The organism is Acidobacteriota bacterium (assembly GCA_028874215.1).
GTDB lineage: Bacteria > Acidobacteriota > UBA6911 > RPQK01 > JAJDTT01 > JAJDTT01.
Genome location: JAPPLF010000093.1, coordinates 44,370 through 62,250, shown reverse-complemented (window position 1 = coordinate 62,250; position 17,881 = coordinate 44,370). Strand labels below are relative to the sequence as shown.

At 63.1% G+C, this 17,881-nt stretch carries 13 protein-coding genes; 4 read left to right on the top strand and 9 right to left on the bottom strand.

Translation table 11 applies throughout. From position 1 onward, the window contains the following. Positions 1–13: 13 nt before the first annotated feature. The 5 genes from OXT71_18395 to rsmA all read right to left on the bottom strand — a co-directional run bounded on the left by OXT71_18395 (position 14) and on the right by rsmA (position 6,956). The gene (locus OXT71_18395; GenBank protein ID MDE2928362.1) at positions 14–991 is read right to left on the bottom strand and encodes a VWA domain-containing protein; all 978 of its coding nucleotides are present in this window, start codon (positions 989–991) and stop codon (positions 14–16) included. Between the two features lie 26 nt (positions 992–1,017). Further along, complete coding sequence (locus tag OXT71_18390) at positions 1,018–1,911, bottom strand: VWA domain-containing protein (protein MDE2928361.1); 894 nt, start codon at positions 1,909–1,911, stop codon at positions 1,018–1,020. A gap of 197 nt (positions 1,912–2,108) precedes the next feature. Next, positions 2,109–4,445, bottom strand: coding sequence for a DNA translocase FtsK (locus OXT71_18385; protein MDE2928360.1), 2,337 nt, complete (start codon positions 4,443–4,445; stop codon positions 2,109–2,111). A gap of 32 nt (positions 4,446–4,477) precedes the next feature. Beyond that, a complete protein-coding gene (locus tag OXT71_18380) occupies positions 4,478–6,145 on the bottom strand; it encodes a ribonuclease J (GenBank protein ID MDE2928359.1) in 1,668 nt (555 codons plus the stop codon). Positions 6,146–6,155: 10 nt separating this feature from the next. Then, positions 6,156–6,956 (bottom strand): 16S rRNA (adenine(1518)-N(6)/adenine(1519)-N(6))-dimethyltransferase RsmA, encoded by an 801-nt coding sequence (gene rsmA, locus OXT71_18375; protein ID MDE2928358.1) that lies wholly within the window; start codon positions 6,954–6,956, stop codon positions 6,156–6,158. Positions 6,957–7,139: 183 nt separating this feature from the next. On the opposite strand from rsmA, the gene trxA reads away from it, so the two are divergent. Beyond that, positions 7,140–7,466 (top strand): thioredoxin, encoded by a 327-nt coding sequence (gene trxA, locus OXT71_18370; protein ID MDE2928357.1) that lies wholly within the window; start codon positions 7,140–7,142, stop codon positions 7,464–7,466. A 139-nt stretch (positions 7,467–7,605) separates the two neighbouring features. Then, complete coding sequence (locus tag OXT71_18365) at positions 7,606–8,979, top strand: adenylosuccinate synthase (protein ID MDE2928356.1); 1,374 nt, start codon at positions 7,606–7,608, stop codon at positions 8,977–8,979. A gap of 64 nt (positions 8,980–9,043) precedes the next feature. Here the strand turns inward: OXT71_18365 and OXT71_18360 are convergent, their stop codons facing one another. The 4 genes from OXT71_18360 to OXT71_18345 all read right to left on the bottom strand — a co-directional run bounded on the left by OXT71_18360 (position 9,044) and on the right by OXT71_18345 (position 14,310). After that, the gene (locus OXT71_18360) at positions 9,044–11,359 is read right to left on the bottom strand and encodes a TonB-dependent receptor (protein ID MDE2928355.1); all 2,316 of its coding nucleotides are present in this window, start codon (positions 11,357–11,359) and stop codon (positions 9,044–9,046) included. A 112-nt stretch (positions 11,360–11,471) separates the two neighbouring features. After that, positions 11,472–11,870: a hypothetical protein gene (locus OXT71_18355; protein MDE2928354.1), complete on the bottom strand. Its 399-nt coding sequence runs from the start codon at positions 11,868–11,870 to the stop codon at positions 11,472–11,474. A gap of 101 nt (positions 11,871–11,971) precedes the next feature. Then, positions 11,972–13,357 (bottom strand): ABC transporter permease, encoded by a 1,386-nt coding sequence (locus OXT71_18350; GenBank protein MDE2928353.1) that lies wholly within the window; start codon positions 13,355–13,357, stop codon positions 11,972–11,974. After that, on the bottom strand, positions 13,354–14,310 hold the full coding sequence (locus OXT71_18345; GenBank protein ID MDE2928352.1) for an ATP-binding cassette domain-containing protein: 957 nt from the start codon (positions 14,308–14,310) through the stop codon (positions 13,354–13,356). Before OXT71_18345 ends, OXT71_18350 begins: the two co-directional genes overlap by 4 nt. Before the next feature lie 113 nt (positions 14,311–14,423). Here OXT71_18345 and OXT71_18340 point away from each other — a divergent pair, with 113 nt between their 5' ends. Beyond that, positions 14,424–16,937 (top strand): hypothetical protein, encoded by a 2,514-nt coding sequence (locus OXT71_18340; GenBank protein ID MDE2928351.1) that lies wholly within the window; start codon positions 14,424–14,426, stop codon positions 16,935–16,937. Positions 16,938–16,968: 31 nt separating this feature from the next. After that, entirely contained in the window at positions 16,969–17,733 is a 765-nt protein-coding gene (ehuA, locus tag OXT71_18335) for an ectoine/hydroxyectoine ABC transporter ATP-binding protein EhuA (GenBank protein ID MDE2928350.1), read from the top strand. The last annotated feature ends 148 nt before the right edge of the window (positions 17,734–17,881 follow it).

Here is a 17,881-nt window from a genome sequence, read left to right as displayed (position 1 = left end):
CACCCCCCGTTGGTCATTCCCCGGCCTTCTCCGGGCCGCCGTAGTAACCCTTCTTTGCCTGAATCGTCAACTTTTTTTCTCCGGGGTTTCGGAGTTGGACCTCAATGGTCCGCCAACCGCCGTTGGTCAACGAATTGGGGGTGATGTAAGCGATCCGGTATTGGTTCCTGAGCTCGCTGGCGATTCGTCGAAAGACGTCATTGAGCTCGTAAAGCTCCTCGGGAAAGTAGACCTTGGCTCCGCTCTGTCCCGAAATCGCATCGACCGTAGCCCTCAGCTTGTCGTACTGGGATTTGAACACGCCGAAGAAGCCCCGGTCCCGGCTCAACGACTGGTCCAGCAGGGCCACCACGTAGAGCTGGACTTCGTTGGACCGGGCGATCTTCTCCAAAAGCTCTTCATGCCGGTAGTAGCTGTCCTTGTCCTCGCCGTCGGTGAACACGGTGACCACCTTCTTGGCTTCGGACCCGTTCTGCGCCTTTTCGAGACCGAGATAAATGGCGTCGTAGAGGGCGGTTCCCCCGCCGACGACAGTGTTGTCCAGCATGTCCCGGATATCCTCCGGGTCCCGGGTGAAGTCCTCTTCCAGATTCACGTCGTCGTCGAACATGATCAGGAAATGTTCATTGTCCGGATGGCTCAGGGCAAGAAACAGCTTCGTCGCCCGGTGGGCCAGATCCTGCTTGGGCCTCATGCTGCCGCTCTTGTCCATGACGATTCCACTGGTGGAGGGAACGTCGTCCTGACCGAAGTAGGTGATCTCCACCTCGGCTCCATCTTCCAAAACGACGAAGTCCTCCGAGGTCAGGCCCGAAACCAGTTCGCCGTCTTCGTCATAAACGGCGGCGTAAAGGACGACTTGGTCGACTTCGGTGCGGAAAAAGGGGCGGTCCCGTCCGGCGTCCGTGCCGCCCGATGATTGTGCCGCAAGAGCCGGGTTCAGAAAGAGAAGGCCGGCCAGAGCGGCCCTGATCGAAGTGGAAAGGAACATGGCGGTGACCCGGACCCCGCAGACGGTTACTTGTTGGGAGCGAAATAACCCTTCTTGGCGCGGACGATCAACCTGGGCAGTCCTTCGGGGGGATCCAGCTTGACCTTGATCTTCCGCCATTTACCGTTGAAGGTTCGGTCCGTGGGGACGTAGCCCAACAGGTACTGATTACGAAGCTCGGTGTGGATCAGATCCACGAAGTAGTCCAACTGCTTGAAGTTGTTGGGAAAGAAAGCCCGGCCGCCGGTCAGGCTGATGATCTCGGCGATGATGTCCCGGCCATAGGGCAGCCGGCCCCGTTCCCCGATCACGTAGAGTTGGACATCCGATTCCTTGACGTATTGTTTCAACTCGCTGAAGGTGTATCGGCTGCTGTTGTCTTCCCCGTCCGTGATCACGATCAGAGCTTTCTTGTCGTGGCGCGCCGCGCGAATCTTTTCCAAGCCCAGATAGATGGCGTCGTAGAGAGCGGTCCGGCCTTTGGGGTTCGAGATGGTGACCTGATTCTGGACGTTCTCGCTCTGCGCGGTGAAGTCCTGGACCACCGAGGTCCGGTCGTTGAAGGTGATCAGGAAATACTCGTCCTGGCGGTTGCCCTGCTTCAGGAAGCGGACTACGGAGTTGCGCGCACTCATCATGTTGTCGCCCATGGACCCGCTTCGGTCCAGGATGATGCCGACGCTGATGGGCGCCTTGTCGACGGAGAAGTGGATGATGGACTGCTCGACCTTGCGTTCGAAGACTCGGAAGTGCTCGGGTTCGAGGCCGATCACATAACGGTTCAGGGGATCGGTCACGGTGACCCTAAGGGCCACCATGTCGACATCCACCCGGAACCGGGGAGGCAGGTCCCGCTCGTTGGCGTTTGCCCAGGGACTCCCCAGCAACAGTATGAGTGCGGCTGGGAGAAATCTACCCATGTACTGAAACCATTCTATGGCATACGTTTAAAAAGTAAAAGTGACCCCGGGGAGGGAGGGGGAGAGGAACGGCGGTATCCTATCCGCCGAACTCCGGAGTGACCGGTAACGAAGAATGGGCGATTGGAAATCGCCCTTCCTCCTATTTCTTTAAAGGGAGGGTGCCGGGCCAAAAGCGGGACTTTCACCACGGACTGTCAATCCCGGCTGTCCACTTCTTCGAAGTAGTCGGGCGCCACCAGAATGTCGCGGGCCTTGCTTCCGTCGGGGGGACTGATGATGCCCTCGTGCTCCATGATGTCCAAGAGCCTGGCGGCGCGTCCGTATCCGATTCTGAGCCTTCGCTGCAGGAGGGAAGTGGATGCCTTGCCGGTCGCCACCACCAACCGGGCGGCCTCATCGAACAGGCTGTCTTCCGCGGGCGAGACGCCGCCGACCGCTCCGGGTTCGTTCTCATCCTCGTCGCCGGCGAGGATTTCCTCGCGGTAGTCGGGATTGCCCTGGTCCTTGATGTAGGAGGTCAGGCGATTGATTTCCTTCACGCTCACCCAGGCCCCGTGGGAGCGAACCAACCGTGAGGTTCCGGGAGACAGCACCAGCATGTCTCCCATGCCCAGCAACTGCTCCGCGCCGTTGCCGTCCAGGATGGTCCGGGAGTCGATCTTGGAGGAGACCCGGAAGGAGATCCGGCTGGGGAAATTGGCTTTGATCAGGCCGGTGATGACGTCCACCGACGGGCGCTGCGTGGCGAGAATCAAGTGGATCCCGATGGCCCTGGCCATTTGGGCGAGTCGAGTGACGGCGGTTTCCACCTCTTTGCCCGTGGTGAGCATGAGGTCGGCCAACTCGTCGACGATGACGACGACGTAGGGAAGGGGACCCTCTTTCGACTGGCCCGGATCTTCGGTCACCAACTTGTTGTATTCCCCAATGTCGCGAACCCCGGCGTGCGCCAGCGTCCGGTACCGTTTCTCCATCTCTCCCACGGCCCAGTTCAAGGCGTTGGCCGCCTGCTTCGGGTCCGTGACGATCGGCGCCATCAAGTGTGGAATGTCGGCGTACAGGCCCAGCTCGAGCCGTTTCGGATCGATCATGATGAATCGGACTTCGTCCGGGCCGGCCTTGTAGAGGATGGAGCAGACGATGCAGTTCAGGGCCACGCTCTTCCCCGATCCGGTGGCCCCGGCAATGAGAAGATGCGGCATTCGCGAAAGGTCCGCCACGTAGTTGGCGCCATGGATGGTTTTCCCGAGTCCCAGAGCCAGAGGGGATTGCATCTGGTGGAAGCTGCCGGACGAGAGGATCTCTCTCAAATGGATGATCTGGCGATCCGAGTTCGGGACTTCGATGCCGACGGTGTTCTTGCCGGAGATCCGTTCGATGCGGACCGACTCGGCCTTCAGAGCCAGACAGAGATCGTCCGAAAGATTGGTGACGCGGCTGTACTTGATGCCCGGATCCGGCTTGAATTCGAAGGTCGTGACCACCGGCCCGGGATGAATCTGCAACACTTGGCCCAAGACCCCGAACTCGGCGCACTTGGTCGCCAGGATATGGGCTCTTTGTATGAGGTCGGCCTCGTCGATCTCCGGCCTGATCAGGTTCTCCTCCAGGTAATCCAGAGGAGGGAGCGTGTAGGTGGAAGCCGCGTCCTGCCTGGGCCGGTCGACCGGAGTCGATTCCGCCGGAGCCGCCGCCACCGGCACCGCGAAGGCTTCGGCCTCCGGTCCGGACTCCGGTTCGACCTCGGGCAAAGCGGCCGGAATGGCCTGCGGGATGGTCGTTGGGACGGTCTGTGAAACGGATCGCGCAATAGTTTCCGGAATGTTCTCGGGAGGAGGCGCATCTTCGGGCTTGACCCCGTCCCAGGTCATCCTCCGCGGCATCGGTTGCGCCACTTGAGATTCCGTCTTTTCGCTCCAGGTCGCCGCTTCCTTTTTTTGGCGCCGGCTATGAGTCCAATCGGAATAGTGCGCCCAGGCGTTCCGCAAGAGGTTCCAGTTGCGGTTGCCGATCCAGCCCAGGAACCGGTTCACGGAAAAAGTGGTGCCGGCGACCAGAGATAGAATCAGGGCTGTGGCCAGGACGAGCAGGGCTCCGGGAGCGTTCAGCACGGAGGTGAGGTAATGCGCCAGCATCACTCCCAGGATCCCGCCGGGGGCAAAATTCACATCCGGACGGATGGGCAGGGGAACGATGGAGAAGGCCGCGCTCAAGGCGATCAGGCCGGATACGACGCAAAACAGCTTCAGGAAGGGGTCTTCCAGACGCCGTCTCCGAAGCCACCGGTATCCCAGGAGCAAAAACGGAATGGGCACGCAAAGGGCCGACCAACCGAGCAGTTGGTACAGAACGTCCGAGCTCAAGGCGCCGATCTTGCCCGCCAGATTGGAGTAGATCCGGCTGGACGAGGCGACGCTGTATGAGGCGTCGGTGGGATCGTAGCTCACGAGGGACAGGGTCAGCAGGGCGGAGCCGAACAGGAGGGAGAGTCCCAACAATTCCGAAATGCGCTGGTAGGCCTGGATGCTCATGTCGACTCCTTCCGATGATCGATGCGTCCTGGCTACAGGGCCAGCATCATCGGGACGATCAAGGGCCTCTTCCTCGTGCGTTTGCGCAGGAAACGCTTCAACCCGGTCTGCAGCATCTCTTCCAGCAGGCCTTCGTCCCGTTTCCCGTTGGCGCCGGTTTCGGACACGAGACGGCGGATCCGGGCCCGGGTTTCCCGCATCAGGTCCTCGGAATCCTCCGGTTGAACGAATCCACGGGATATCAACTCCGGCTCCCCGATGAGTTCCCAGCTCACCCGGTCCAGCCGAAGTCCCACCACAAGTACCCCGTCGGTGGCCAGAAAACGGCGGTCTCTGAGGAGGTCCCGATCCACCTGCCGCCGGATGCCCTCATCGATAAAGCGGCGTCCTGCCCTCACCCGGCCCAGGATCTCGGCCTTGTCGGGACCCAGGCCCAGGACTTCTCCGGATTCCAGGAGATGGACCCGGTCCGGGGGGATCCCCTGGCGCCGGGCCAGGCTGGCGTGGGCCGCCAACTGGCGGAATTCGCCATGGATGGGAATGAAGAACCGGGGCCGCGTCAGGTCGATCATGAGCTTGAGGTCTTCCCGGTAACCGTGTCCGGAAGCGTGGATCGGCTCATGGCGGGAGTCCAGCACGCGGGCTCCTCTGCGGTAGAAGTTGCTGATCATCCGGCCGATGGCCTTCTCGTTTCCGGGGATGATGCGGGACGAAAGGAGGACGAGATCGCCGGGCTCGATTCGAACCTGGGAAACCTGGTCCACGGCCAACCGGCTCATGGCCGACATGGGCTCTCCCTGGGTGCCGCTGGCCAGGACGACGAGGCGTTCCGACGGAATCCGCGCCAGATCGTCCCGCGACCCCAAGACTTCGGAATCGGTCCTCAGATATCCCAGCCGGGATGCCAGGCGGATGTTGGAGACCATGCTCCTCCCCAAGGGAACCACCTTGCGCCCCACCTCGCGGGCCAGGTCCAGGACGATTTGGATCCGGTGCATGCTGCTGGCGAAGGTGGCCAGGATGATCTTGCCGTCGGCCTGGCGAAACAGGTTTTCCAGGGGCTCGTAAACGGAAGACTCGGAAGGAGAAAGACCCGGGACATCCGCGTTGGTGCTGTCCGAAAAGAGCGCCAGAACACCCTCTTGCCCCAATTCGGCGAGTCGCGCCAAGTTGCTCCTGTGGCCGTCGATGGGGGTCTGGTCGAACTTGAAGTCTCCGGTCCAGACAATCCGGCCCGCGGGAGTCCGAATCGCAAAACAAAAGCTTTCGGGAAAGGAATGGGTGACCCGGAGGGGTTCCACCCGGAAGACCCCCAGGTCCACGGGACGATCGGCTTCCAGCGATCGAAGGTCCGCCTCTTTGTCCAGTCCTCGCTCCCTTAGCCGGGACGAAACCAGGCCCAAGGTCAGCCGGTTGGCGTAGACCGGGACCTGAAGCTGATCGATGATGTAGGAGACTCCCCCGGCGTGGTCCTCGTGGCCGTGGGTCAACACGATGCCCCGCAACTGGCTCCGGTTTTCCAGGAGGAAGCTGATGTCGGGGACCATCAGATCCACGCCCAGGCTGGTCACCGGGCGACGGCCTGGAATCATCATTCCGGCATCGACCAGTATCAGGTCGTCTCCGGCCCGGAGGGCGGCACAGTTCATCCCGAATTCGCCCAGCCCTCCCAGGGGGATGACTTCCAAACGACCGCTCATTGGCGGCCAACTATAGCATGCGTGCCAGACACACAAACTGTTCCAAAGACACCTCCTCCGCCCTCTGACGGGGTTCGATTCCGGCGTCTTCGAAAGCCGGTTCCAGGCGCCCCTTCCAGGGTCCGAACACGCTCCGGAGATTGTTTCTGAGTGTCTTCCTGCGCTGGCGGAATCCGGTCCGGATCAGCCGCAGGAACCGGTCGTGGCACGGGAGGTGGGCCGGCCGTGGGCGGGGGATCAACTGCATGGCGTGGGAGCGGACCTCGGGTGGAGGGGCAAAAGCGCCGGCCGGCACGTCGAAGCCGCGAATCCGGGAAAAGCGGTGTTGGAGCACCAGCGTGAGATAGCCGTAGCTCTTGGAACCGGGCCGGGCCAGAATGCGCTCGGCGACCTCCTTCTGGACCATGAAAGTGAAGCTGTGAAACCGATGGCCGAAAGGAATCATCTTTGTGAGTACGGCGGTGGCGATATTATAGGGAAGGTTGGCCACCAGCTTGACGGGAGCTTCGGGAAAGGTGGCGGCCCAATCGAGATCCAGGACGTCCGATTGGATCAGGGTCAGCCGCGACAGGGACTCGGGCCTGAGACTGCGTTTCAGAAAGTCCGCCAGATCCCGGTCGAACTCGATGGCGACTACATTGCGGGCCCGTTCCAGGATGAGCCGAGTGAGCTGGCCGGTGCCCGGGCCGATTTCGATGACGGTCTCCCGGCCGGTCGGCGCCGCCAGCCGGACTATCCGGCGGCAGTAGCCGGCGTCGTGGAGGAAGTGTTGCCCCAGGGAACGTTTGGCCCGGGGGAATTTCGGAGTCATACGTGGGACCGCGGGCAGTCCGCGGCGACTTTCAACGCAGGCTCCTATGTTAACATGTGCCGCGGTGGGCGCTCCGGGTTCTGCGCCACCGCAATCAGAGGCAGTCAATAAGGGTTTCTGAAGGTCAAGCGGGGCCGGCGGCGGCGTTGGGCGCCCGCTCGATGGAGATTTCAGGAGGACAGGATGAGCGACAAGGTTCAGGACGTTACAGATCAGAGTTTCGAGACGGACGTTTTACAGGCGAGCGATCCGGTGCTGGTGGATTTTTGGGCGGCTTGGTGCGCGCCCTGCCGGATGCTCTCCCCCACCATCGATCAGATTGCCCAGGACTTTTCCGGTCGCGCCAAGGTGGTCAAGCTCAACGTCGACGACAATCGTGAGACTTCGGCCAAATATGGGATCCGGGGCATTCCGACGCTGCTGCTCTTCAAGAATGGGGAACTCAGGGACCAGGTCGTTGGCGCCACGTCCCGAGAGAACATCGCCCGTCTGATCGAGAACCAGCTCTAGCCGTCACCGCGTCCGGAGATGGATGACCGACCCGGTTGAGGAACTTTCCAATCAAGGTTGACTGCGGTTCGGCTTGCGGCCGGTATGCGCACCGATCTGGTCAAGTCCCTGAACCGGCTTTCCGTTTTTCGTCTGTACTATGGCTAACGTCGTGATCGTCGGCACCCAATGGGGTGACGAAGGCAAAGGAAAAATCGTCGATCTGACGACACGTCATTTCGACGTCGTCGCTCGCTACCAGGGTGGCCACAATGCCGGGCACACCGTTCTGGTGGCGGGCGCCAAGTATGTCCTCCACCTGATCCCGTCCGGGATCCTGCACCCCGGCAAGGCTTGTGTCATCGGCAACGGGGTCGTCGTGGATCCGGTGGCTCTGGAAGAGGAGCTGCTGGCGCTGGGGGAATTTTCCTTGCGGGGGCGGCTTCATGTGAGCAACCGGGCACACCTGATCATGCCCTACCACCGGCTGTTGGAGGGCGCCGAGGAACGCCGGTTGGGCAAGGCGAAGATCGGGACCACGAGCCGGGGCATCGGACCCTGCTATGAGGACAAGATGGCCCGGAGGGGCATCCGGGTCGGCGACCTGTTGTCACCCCGGCTCTTTCGCTCGAAGCTCCGGAACTATGCGGGTTTGAAGAACCGCATTCTGGACCGGGTCTACGGCAGCGGCGGGGTGGACACCGATCAGATCGAGGAGACCTATCTGGGCATCGGCGAACGGATCGCCTCCTATGTCACCGACACGGCGGAGTATCTGAACCGGGAGATCCGGCGGGGGAAGAACATCCTTTTCGAGGGCGCCCAGGGAACGCTGCTGGACGTGGATCACGGCACCTACCCGTTCGTCACCTCTTCGAACGCCACGGCCGGCGGAGCTTGCACCGGCAGCGGCGTGGGGCCGGGCGCCATCGACGGAGTGATGGGAATCACCAAGGCCTATACGACCCGGGTTGGAGGCGGCCCGTTTCCTACCGAGCTGGAGGGTGCGGAAGGGGAGGAGATCCGGGAGCGGGGCGTCGAGTACGGCGCCACCACGGGGCGGCCCCGGCGTTGCGGATGGTTCGATGCCGTCGTGGCCCGGTACAGCAATCTGATCAACCACGTGGACACGCTGGTGGTCACCAAATTGGACGTTCTGGACCACTTGAAGGAGCTTCGGATCTGCACCGGCTACCGCTACCGGGGGAGCCGGTTGACGAGTTTTCCCACCGACGTGGGAGCGCTCGAAGACGTGAGCCCCATCTACGAGACCCATCCCGGCTGGCAGCAGGACACGTCCGACATCCAGGATTACGAAAACCTGCCGGAGAAGGCCAAGTCCTACCTGCATCGGCTTGGCGAACTCACCGGTGCGGACATCTCCATCATCTCCACCGGTCCGAACCGGTCCGAGACCATCATTCTTGAGGAGAGCCCCCGGCTCCAGCGGCTTCTCAAGCCGCGCCAGGTTGCGGAGGGGGGACTGTTAGTCCCCCATAGTGGAGGGGGACGTCCAGTCCCCCGATCCGAGTAAGGGCGTAGAGGCGGGACTGCCGTCCCCCCTGCCCCCCCTGCGGCGACAGGAAAGTCGCCGCTCCTCAGAACTCGTATTCCAGTCCCAGGTAGAAATTCCGGCCCATCTCGGGGATGCGGAGGCGGGTGAAGGGATTGGGAGAGTTCAGGTGATTGCTGTAGAGCCGATCACCCAGGTTTTCGACCCCGGCCTTCAGCGTCCATCCGGAGGTGAGAGACGCCCGTCCTCTCAGATCGGCAACGGCGTAACCGCCGGTCGCCTGCTCGAACCTCCGGGAGGCCACCCGGTTCTGACTGGCCACGAGCGTCACTGACAGATCCACCCAGTAACGACGGTCGGGCGAGCTCAGCTCCAGAGCCGCCTGTCCCTGCAACGGGGGCAGTCCCAGGATCGGTTCGCCGAACAGCTCGTCCATTCCCCAGACATAGGAGAGAAATCCCCGGAGCCGGAAAATGGGGGGCAGCTCTTGTTCCAGCGTCAATTCGGCTCCGTGGAAGCGGGCTTGTGAACCGTTGATGTAGCGAAACACGACCGGCGGACTCAAAGGCAGCCGCTTTTGCAGGGAGGGATCCGCCTGCACGGTGATGTAGTTGTCGATCACGCGGTGAAAGAGGTCCAGGTCGAGGCGGGTCGTCTCCCGAACCAGGCTGCTGCCCAGATTGAATTCCAGGCTTTCTTCCGGGTTCAGGGCCGGATCGCCCATGAACTCGGCGGCGATCTGGAACTTGGTGGCCGGGAATCGGTCGGAATAGCGCTCCAAAACCGTGGCGGTTCGCACCGCGCGTCCCAGTCCGGCGGTCAGGGACACGCCCTGGCCCATGGACCATCTTCCGTTCAGCGCGGCGCTGACGTGCGTCTCTCCCTGGTCGAGTCCGCCTTGCGTGTTGGCGGCGAAGAAGTCGGAAACGGCGCCGGCCACGGCCTGGACCCGGTCGATCCGGACTGTCCCCGCCAGTTCGGTGCGCTCCCCTTCTCGGACCATCTGGACGTAGAATCCCTGGTCGCTGAGTTCGGCATCGGGCCAGACCACATCCCGGAACAGGAGGACCATGGGAGCGCGCCGGAATATGGACCGCGTGGCCGTCTGATTCGAATTGTAGAAGTCCAGGCCGAACCTCCAATCCCAGAGACCTTTCTCAATCAGGGCCGAGAAGTCCCCGCCGATGGTGTTCGACTCCGTGGGCAGGTCCACCAGCAGGCCGAACGGAGGCTTCCGTCCGGCCATGGGCCGTGCCGTCGGCTTCTCCTCGTTGTTCATCAGGTGGTCTTTCAAGTTCAGGTAGACCTGGCCGCGGATCTCGGAGAGGGCTCCCGCGGCCGGATTCCAGGTCAACCCCACGGCGTTGGACCGGGTGTAGAAATAGCTGGCGTCCAGGATTCGTCCGGGATAGTCGATGTCATTCTGTTCCTGATAGCCGCCCGCGTAGTCCAGCACCAGCTCCGGCAACAGCTTGAATCCCAGGCTCCAATGCACGTCGTCCGAACTGTAGTCGCCAGGGACCCGGCTTCCGTCGCCCGCCCGGTAGTCGTTGCCCTGCCGCCGGTTGTAGAGCAGGTGGAGCCGAAACCATTCGTTCCCGCCCCAGAACAGGCCGTGCCCGTCCTGGTTGACGGCATTCTGTCCGTAGCGGTATCCGAACCGTCCATGAAAGCGGCCGCCGCCGCTGTGGAAGGGGGGCCGAAAGGTCTGCACCTGGATTCCGCTCAGCACTCCGGCGCCCCATCCCAGGGCGTAGGGGCCCTTGACCACGCGAATGGACCGGACCGCGTGGGGGCTCACGTGACTCATGTCCGAGTCCATCCGCGCGGGACCGGCGGCAAAGGTTCGGGTCCGGTCCACGAAGGTGCCGATCTGGTTTTCCTGCAGGCCCCGAATGTTCGGTTCCAGGTTGATGGGTCCTCGCCGGACCGCGGCGGTTCCCGCCTCGCCCCGGAGAAGTTCGGCCAGGTCCTGGCTCTCCTGCCGGTCGATCCGGCCGCTTCCCATGGCCAGTTCATGCTGCATCCGGGGCGCGCTCGCCCGCACTTCCAAATGCTGGACGGTCGTGTCCACCTCCAACCGCAAGAGCAATTCCTGAGGCTGATCTCCCAGGAGCCAGGCTTGTTCATAGGTTTGAAAGCCAGGCACCCGGACCCTGAACGAGTAGCGTCCGGGCTTCAGGCGGACGCGAAATTCGCCCCGATCATCGGTGAAGCGGGCCTCTAACGGTTTGCCGGATCGGAGGGCCTTCACTTCGGCGCCCGGAATGGGATAGCCGTGAGGGTCCACGACCCGGCCTTGGAACACAACGGGCTCGGTTTCCGCGGCCAGCAGCTTCCCTCCCGCCGGCGCCATGCAGGCGAGATGGAGGCAGACCGCGGTTCCAATCAGTTGGCGCATACGAACCTCCTTTTGGTGTCGCACGCTCAGAGCAAACAGGGAACCCCCGGCGGGCGCACGGAAATATTCCCGGCGGCGGGGGATCCCGAATCGTCGTTTAACTGTCCTCGAGTCAGGAGAACGAGCGTGGAGGAGGGTCGTCGGGGACTGGCGGGATCAGGGGGGTTCGCAAGGGAGGCTCCGGGGCGAGGCCGGAGTCAAGGTCATCGCAACCGGTCCGGACCGGAGGGAGGAAGACGGCCTTCAGATTCATGAATCCGATGCCGTCGGGCTCGGCTCCGCAGTCGGAGACGAACCGGAGCCGGCCCGGTATTCGCGCCGGCCGGGCGCAGGCCGGAAGGCCGTCGTCCGGGGTTTTCAACTGCTTCAGGCACGCGTCCGGACAGCAGCAGGCGCTCCCGTGAGTCGGACAGGCCGAAGCCGCCGGCTCACTCCCCGCTTCTCGAACCAACCAGACCATGGGGCTGGTGGCCAGGACGAACAAGAGAATGGAACCGGCCACCGTCTTCACGGATTCAGCGTACGCCGAACCGAACCCGGACGCAACGAGGAAGAGGGGGAAGGCGAAAATCCTGCGCGATCGTCACGCTGCCTGGTGAGAAACGCAGACTCCTAACCGTGACGGACCCAGCGAACGATCTCCGGCAGGCTGGCCCGCTGTCCCCTCATCAGGATTCCCACCCGGTAGATCCGTCCGGCCAACCAGACGACGGCCGCCACAGCCGCGGCCAGGAGGAGCAGGGAGAGCCCCCATTGCCAGAGCGGAACTTCGGTGGAGAAGACCCGGGAGGGCATCACCACAGCGTTGAAGGGTGGGACCATCGACAGAATCACGGCCCATCGGTTGTTGGGACTCTCCATCAGCAAGGGGCCGGCAATGAGGGAGATCATGCTCACCAGGACGATGGGCGTCATCGCCTGTTGGGCGTCCTGAAGATCGCTGACCGTGGCCCCGGCGGCGGCGAAAACCGAGGTGTAGAGGAGATAGCCCAGGACGAAGAAGAGCAGCGCCAGGATGACGCTCTCCCACGAGATGGAATCCGAAATCAGGTCGATACCCGAAAGATCGGCGGTTTCACCGGTGATCGGGTCGCGGCCGCCACCGAGAACAGGACCTGGAGACGGCACGCTCGTCAATCCTCCGCGGGTGAGGAAAAAACCAACCGCGGTGGCCGCCATCAGGGCCCAAATCCCGATCTGAGCCAGGGCCATGGCGCCGCAGCCCAGTATCTTCCCCAACATCAGTTCCCAGGGGCGTAACGACGATGCCAGGATTTCGACGATGTTCGATTGCTTGTCCTCGATGGTCGACATCAGGACCATCTGCCCGTAAGCCACCAGGAGCATGAAATAGAAGTAGACGACGCCCATGCTGGCGATGGACTGAATGGTCTGGGAGCGGGTCTCGCCCGTGTCGGTGACGTTGACGGCGTTCAATCGAGGTCTGCGCAACAACTCTCGTGCGTCCACTGCTTCGACTCCCGCCGCTTGGAGTCGAGTTTGCAAAAGAGCCCGTTGGAGCGCATTGCGGGCCGATCTCAGAGTTCCCGACGGAACCTTGTCTCTGGCCAGCAAGGTGGCGGTCACCCGGTCCCCGGTGTCATCCGTTTCCTCCCGGCTCGCGACAGCAGCACCACGGGCCGAGGTGGCGGCTCCGTCCGGCAAAATCAGCAGGTAGTCGAACGCCGTCGAAAGGAAACGCTCCCGGATCGCGTCAGCGGGCAATTCTTCCAGGTCGGGCGCCCGCGACGCCGTGACGAAACCGTCATTCAATTCCTCCACCAGCAGGTTCGCTACGGTTCCGCCGGAGTCCACGACTCCAATGGTCTTCCCTTTCTCGGAGTCCTCCACGTCCCGCATCGCGAAAACGATGAGGAAGGCCACGCCGACCATGATCACCGGCATTCCGATGGTGCCCAGGATGAACCACTTGGTCTTGACGCGTTGCATGAACTCGCGGTACGCGACTGCCATAACGCTGGGCGTAAATGGGTTCATACCGCACCCGCCTCTCCAGCCGGCGGGGCGTCGCTCGTCGACAGGCCGGCCGCCTCGGCCTTCTCCATGAAGATCTCGCGCAGTGAGGGTTCCGTGAGTTCGAAACGTGAAATCCTCGCTCCCGACTCCACGGCCCGGTGGAGCAGGACTTGAGGATCGGCGCCTTCCTTGAGCCGAACTTCAACGTAACCGCCCTGGTCGGCGGCGCGCTCCACCAAGCCGGGCGCCGCCAGGAACTCGCTGCTCCCCTCGAAGGCGATGGCCAGATCCCGCCGCCCGGAGGCCGCCTTCAAGTCGCCCACCTTCCCGTCCAGGACCTTGTTGGCGCCGGCGATCATGCAGACCCGGTCGCAAAGGCGTTCGGCGTCTTCGATCAGGTGGGTCGAAAGGAGAACGGTCGCTCCCGCGCGGCGGCGCTCCAGGACCAACCGTTTGAAAAGCTCCACGTTGAGCGGGTCCAGTCCGCTGAACGGCTCGTCCAGAACCAGCAGCTCCGGCTCGTGGAGGATCGTTCCCAGAAGCTGGACCTTCTGTTGCATTCCCTTGGAGAGGGTTTCCACCTTGTCCCGGGCGCGTTCGCCGAGGCCGACCTCCTCGAGTCCGCCGAGAGCCCGTTCCATGGCATCCATTCTGCCCAGTCCCTTGAGCACACCCAGGAATACCAAGTGGTCGATGACCCGCATCTTGGGATACAGCCCGCGCTCTTCCGGAAGATACCCGATACGCCGTCGGGTCGACTGGAGGTCAGTAGTGCCCAACACCTCCACGGTTCCGTCGTCGGGGCCGATGATGTCGAGAACGATGCGCAGCAGGGTGGTCTTGCCGGCGCCGTTGGGACCGATCAACCCGCAAATGGTGTCGGACGGCGTTTCCAGGTCCACGCCCTCAAGGGCCGTCTTCTTGCCGTAGTTCTTCCGGATGCCACGAAGACGAAGCGCGGGAGCGGTCACCATACGGACACGATAACAATTTCAGCCGAACGGCTGCCACCGGGACGCGCTTTGGAATTCGGGCTAGAATGAGTCGGCGATCGACTTGAAACGAAGGCAATTTCGGTGGAGGCCCCGTGTTGACATCAAGTGCGCGACGGATAGTGGTCCCAGTCCTGGTTCTACTTTTTCTCTTCCAGACGGCGGTGTCCCAGAGTGCCCTCACGCCCATTGATCTGGCTCCCTATCGAGTCCAAAAGGGTGATCAGGGAGCGGAACCCGCTGGATACCAGCTGAATTTTGTGGGAGAAGCCGGACATCGGCTCGAATTCAACTATGTTCCGGCAGAGCCCGTGGAGATGGAGGTATCGGTGGGGTTTCCTGCGGGAGGGGCTCGAACCGAAAGACGGCTTCTGGAGGCGGGAGCGGAAGACGCTGCGGCCGGCTTTGATCTGGGGCCTCTCTTGGGCCATGGACCCTACCGGCCCCTCCCTGCCTCCAGCCACAAGGGGCCCCAGGAGAGGGTCCGGGGATACTTGCGGACCGGCTGGTGGGTCGACACTCACGATTCGGGGAACTACCGCCTGACCGTGAAGGGACGGCGAGTCGGGGACGGCCGGGTCCTGTTCTCCAACGACTTCCGCCTTCCGGTCCAGACCTGGGTGGGAGCGGACCTGGACCGTCTGGCCTATATCGACGACAACGCCGCCGAGGTGGAGCTCTGGCTCAGGAAAGGCGCTCCGGTCCGGGAGCTGGCCGTGGAAGTCGATCTCGTGGAAGCCGGCACCGGAACCGTGCGATCACCCGCCACGGCGGTCCGGCTCACACCGGACAAGGCTCATGTCGCCTTCGATCTCACCGGCCTGAAGGCGGCCACGTATCACGTGCGGGTGCGGCCCCGGGTGGATGGACGGCTCTGGGATGACGGGCCCCGCCGGGCATTGTACCTGCACCGGAACGGGCCGCCGCCGAAACCGGAACCTCCCCTGGAGATTCCGGTGGCTTCCCAACTGTTCGTGGACGACTACCTGATCCAGGACCAGCGGCATCTCCGGAAGGTCTTCCATCCGGCCCGCAAGCTGGACACTCAGGCCCTGTTCCGGCCCGACCGGCCTTGGGAGGGCCATTACGCGATACTGCGCGAGGGCGCCGGCCTGTCCTTCAACCGGGAGAAGCAACGGTACGAGTTGGAGTACATCAGCCCGACCCGGTACCGGATGCTGGCCGTATCCAGTGACGGGAACCGTTGGACCAAGCCGGAACTCGGTCTGGTGGAGTTCCAAGGTTCCCGGGCCAACAACATCCTGGAGAAGATGGCGTCCCGGGGCCACGTGGGCGAAGGAGAGAAGTTCGGCGGGCTTTGGGACTACCGAACCCGCGGCATCCCTGATCTGCGGACCGCCACCCGGGTCAGTACTCCCAAGTTTCCTGACATGGAGTTTCAGCGGGGGATCTACCTGATGGTCCGGGATTCCGAGGGAGTGGCCTATCTCACCACGGAACGTCCCTTCATGCGGAATCACCTTCAGGTGGAGACGCTGGACAGCCCCACCGACAACCTGGGGCCCATGTTCTACGACGAGCGCACCGGTGAGCTGGTGCTCTATTTCGCCGCCCATCCTCCGGCCATGGGGCGGGCGTTGGTGCGCTACGACAACAAGTGGGCCGTCTCGCGGAACCTGGGGCGGATGACCACGCGCGACGGCGTGAACTGGCACCGGAGCTATATCTGGGCGCCGCCGCGGGAACACCCGAAACACCAGAGCTACGGGATGCAGCGGGTGAAGCGGATCGGGGACCTCTACGTCGCCTTTTTTCCGCTCTACGACTGCGGGACTCAACGGATGTCGATCCATCTCTGGGTGAGCCGCAACGGCATCCATTGGGAGGATCTGGGAGGGGATCGGGCCTGGATTCCCAGCGGACCCGAGGGCAGCTTCGATTACGGGATCGTCTACAGTTTCTCCGAGGGCCCGGTGGAAGGAGACCGGTCCGTCAGTTTCTATCACGGCACCAACACCCTGCACGTCAACGCCTGGATCCGGGACAAGCTGGTGGGCGGCGGACCGGGTGATATCCCGATCCCCGCCTCCGGGATTTTCGACGACAAGCAATACAATGGTCGGCCCTATCTCTCCCCGCCGGCGCCGGTGGAGCCCGCGTGGGCGCTTTACGAATGCATCTGGAGCTGGCGGCGGCCCCGCTGCAGCCGCACGGTGGAGGAAGTCCGGGAGGCGTTCTGGGCGGAGCTCGAGGCCAACACGGGTCAGACCCGGGAGGACCATATCGAAAAGAGCCGGGTGTTCCAGATCGCGCCGGCCCGGGTGGAGTACCGCACCAACGGGTTCGCGTCGCGTCGGGCCGGAGACCGGGAAGGCGTCCTGACGACCCACCCGCTGGTTTTCCAGGGGAGCCGTTTGACGGTCAATGCGGCGGCTGCCGAGGGCCGTGTGACTGTAGAGGTCCTGGATGCGGGAGGGCGGCCGGTAGCCGGTTACAGCCGGGACGAGTGCCTGCTCACGGCCTTCGACAGCACCCGGCAGGAAGTGGCGTGGAGAGAAAAAGCGGATCTGGCTTCCTTGCGAGGCCAGCCGGTTCGCCTCCGCTTCCACCTGACGAATGCCGACCTGTACGGCTTCCGGATTCGATAGGCAGCTCTTGTCCCGAACCAGTCGCGACGCAATCATCTCCATGCGCCGGGTCCGGAAGTCGTACGGAGACCTTCTGGTTCTGGACGATCTCGATCTCCAGGTGCCCCCCTCCCAGAAACTGGCCCTGATCGGACCCAGCGGATCCGGCAAATCGACCATTCTCCGAATCCTCATGACTCTGGAGCGCGTGGACTCGGGCCAGGTGCTCATCGACGGCCAGCCGGTCTGGGAACGGGATCGCAGGGGCCGTCAGGTTCCCGCCGGATCCCGCCGCCTGAGGGAGATTCGGAGCAAAGTGGGAATGGTGTTCCAGCAGTTCAATCTGTTTCCACACATGACCGTGCTCAAGAACCTGACGGTGGCGCCCAGGCGGGTCCTGGGCCTGTCCCGGGAAACGGCTCGGGAGCGAGCACTGGCCCTGTTGGAGAAGGTCGGCCTGCTGGACAAGGTCGAAGCCTACCCGGCGCAGCTCTCCGGAGGTCAGAAACAGCGCGTGGCCATCGCCCGGGCGCTGGCCATGCAGCCCCGGATCATGCTCTTCGACGAGGTCACGTCGGCGCTCGACCCCGAGTTGGTGGGCGAGGTGCTCCAGGTATTGGAAATGCTGGCCCAGGAGAGCGACATCACCATGTTGATCGTGACCCACCACATGGGGTTTGCCCAAGACATCGCCGACCGGGTCGTCTTCCTGGACCAGGGACGGATCGTGGAGGACGCAGCGCCCGGGATCATCTTCTCCCAGCCTCGGGAAGCCCGGACGCGAAAGTTCCTGGGCAGCATCCTGGCCGCCCGATGAGGAAAGAGGGCGCTGGGAGTGGGGGTTTTCCTACCCCCACTCCCCAGGGGATAGGAAAGTCCCCCCCACTAATGTCCCCTCCTACCCTATCCGTTCACCAGATTCACGAGCGGTTCCAAAGCGGGCATTCCGGAGGCGATCTCCTTTC

Bases quoted from the DNA above. Each gene is read 5' to 3' on its own strand.
- OXT71_18385 (MDE2928360.1), bottom strand. From the start codon at position 4,445: ATGAGCATCCAGGCCTACCAGCGCATTTCGGAATTGTTGGGACTCTCC.
- OXT71_18350 (MDE2928353.1), bottom strand. From the start codon at position 13,357: ATGAACCCATTTACGCCCAGCGTTATGGCAGTCGCGTACCGCGAGTTC.
- trxA (MDE2928357.1), top strand. From the start codon at position 7,140: ATGAGCGACAAGGTTCAGGACGTTACAGATCAGAGTTTCGAGACGGAC.
- OXT71_18365 (MDE2928356.1), top strand. From the start codon at position 7,606: ATGGCTAACGTCGTGATCGTCGGCACCCAATGGGGTGACGAAGGCAAA.
- rsmA (MDE2928358.1), bottom strand. From the start codon at position 6,956: ATGACTCCGAAATTCCCCCGGGCCAAACGTTCCCTGGGGCAACACTTC.
- OXT71_18390 (MDE2928361.1), bottom strand. From the start codon at position 1,911: ATGGGTAGATTTCTCCCAGCCGCACTCATACTGTTGCTGGGGAGTCCC.
- OXT71_18395 (MDE2928362.1), bottom strand. From the start codon at position 991: ATGTTCCTTTCCACTTCGATCAGGGCCGCTCTGGCCGGCCTTCTCTTT.
- OXT71_18360 (MDE2928355.1), bottom strand. From the start codon at position 11,359: ATGCGCCAACTGATTGGAACCGCGGTCTGCCTCCATCTCGCCTGCATG.
- OXT71_18345 (MDE2928352.1), bottom strand. From the start codon at position 14,310: ATGGTGACCGCTCCCGCGCTTCGTCTTCGTGGCATCCGGAAGAACTAC.
- OXT71_18380 (MDE2928359.1), bottom strand. From the start codon at position 6,145: ATGAGCGGTCGTTTGGAAGTCATCCCCCTGGGAGGGCTGGGCGAATTC.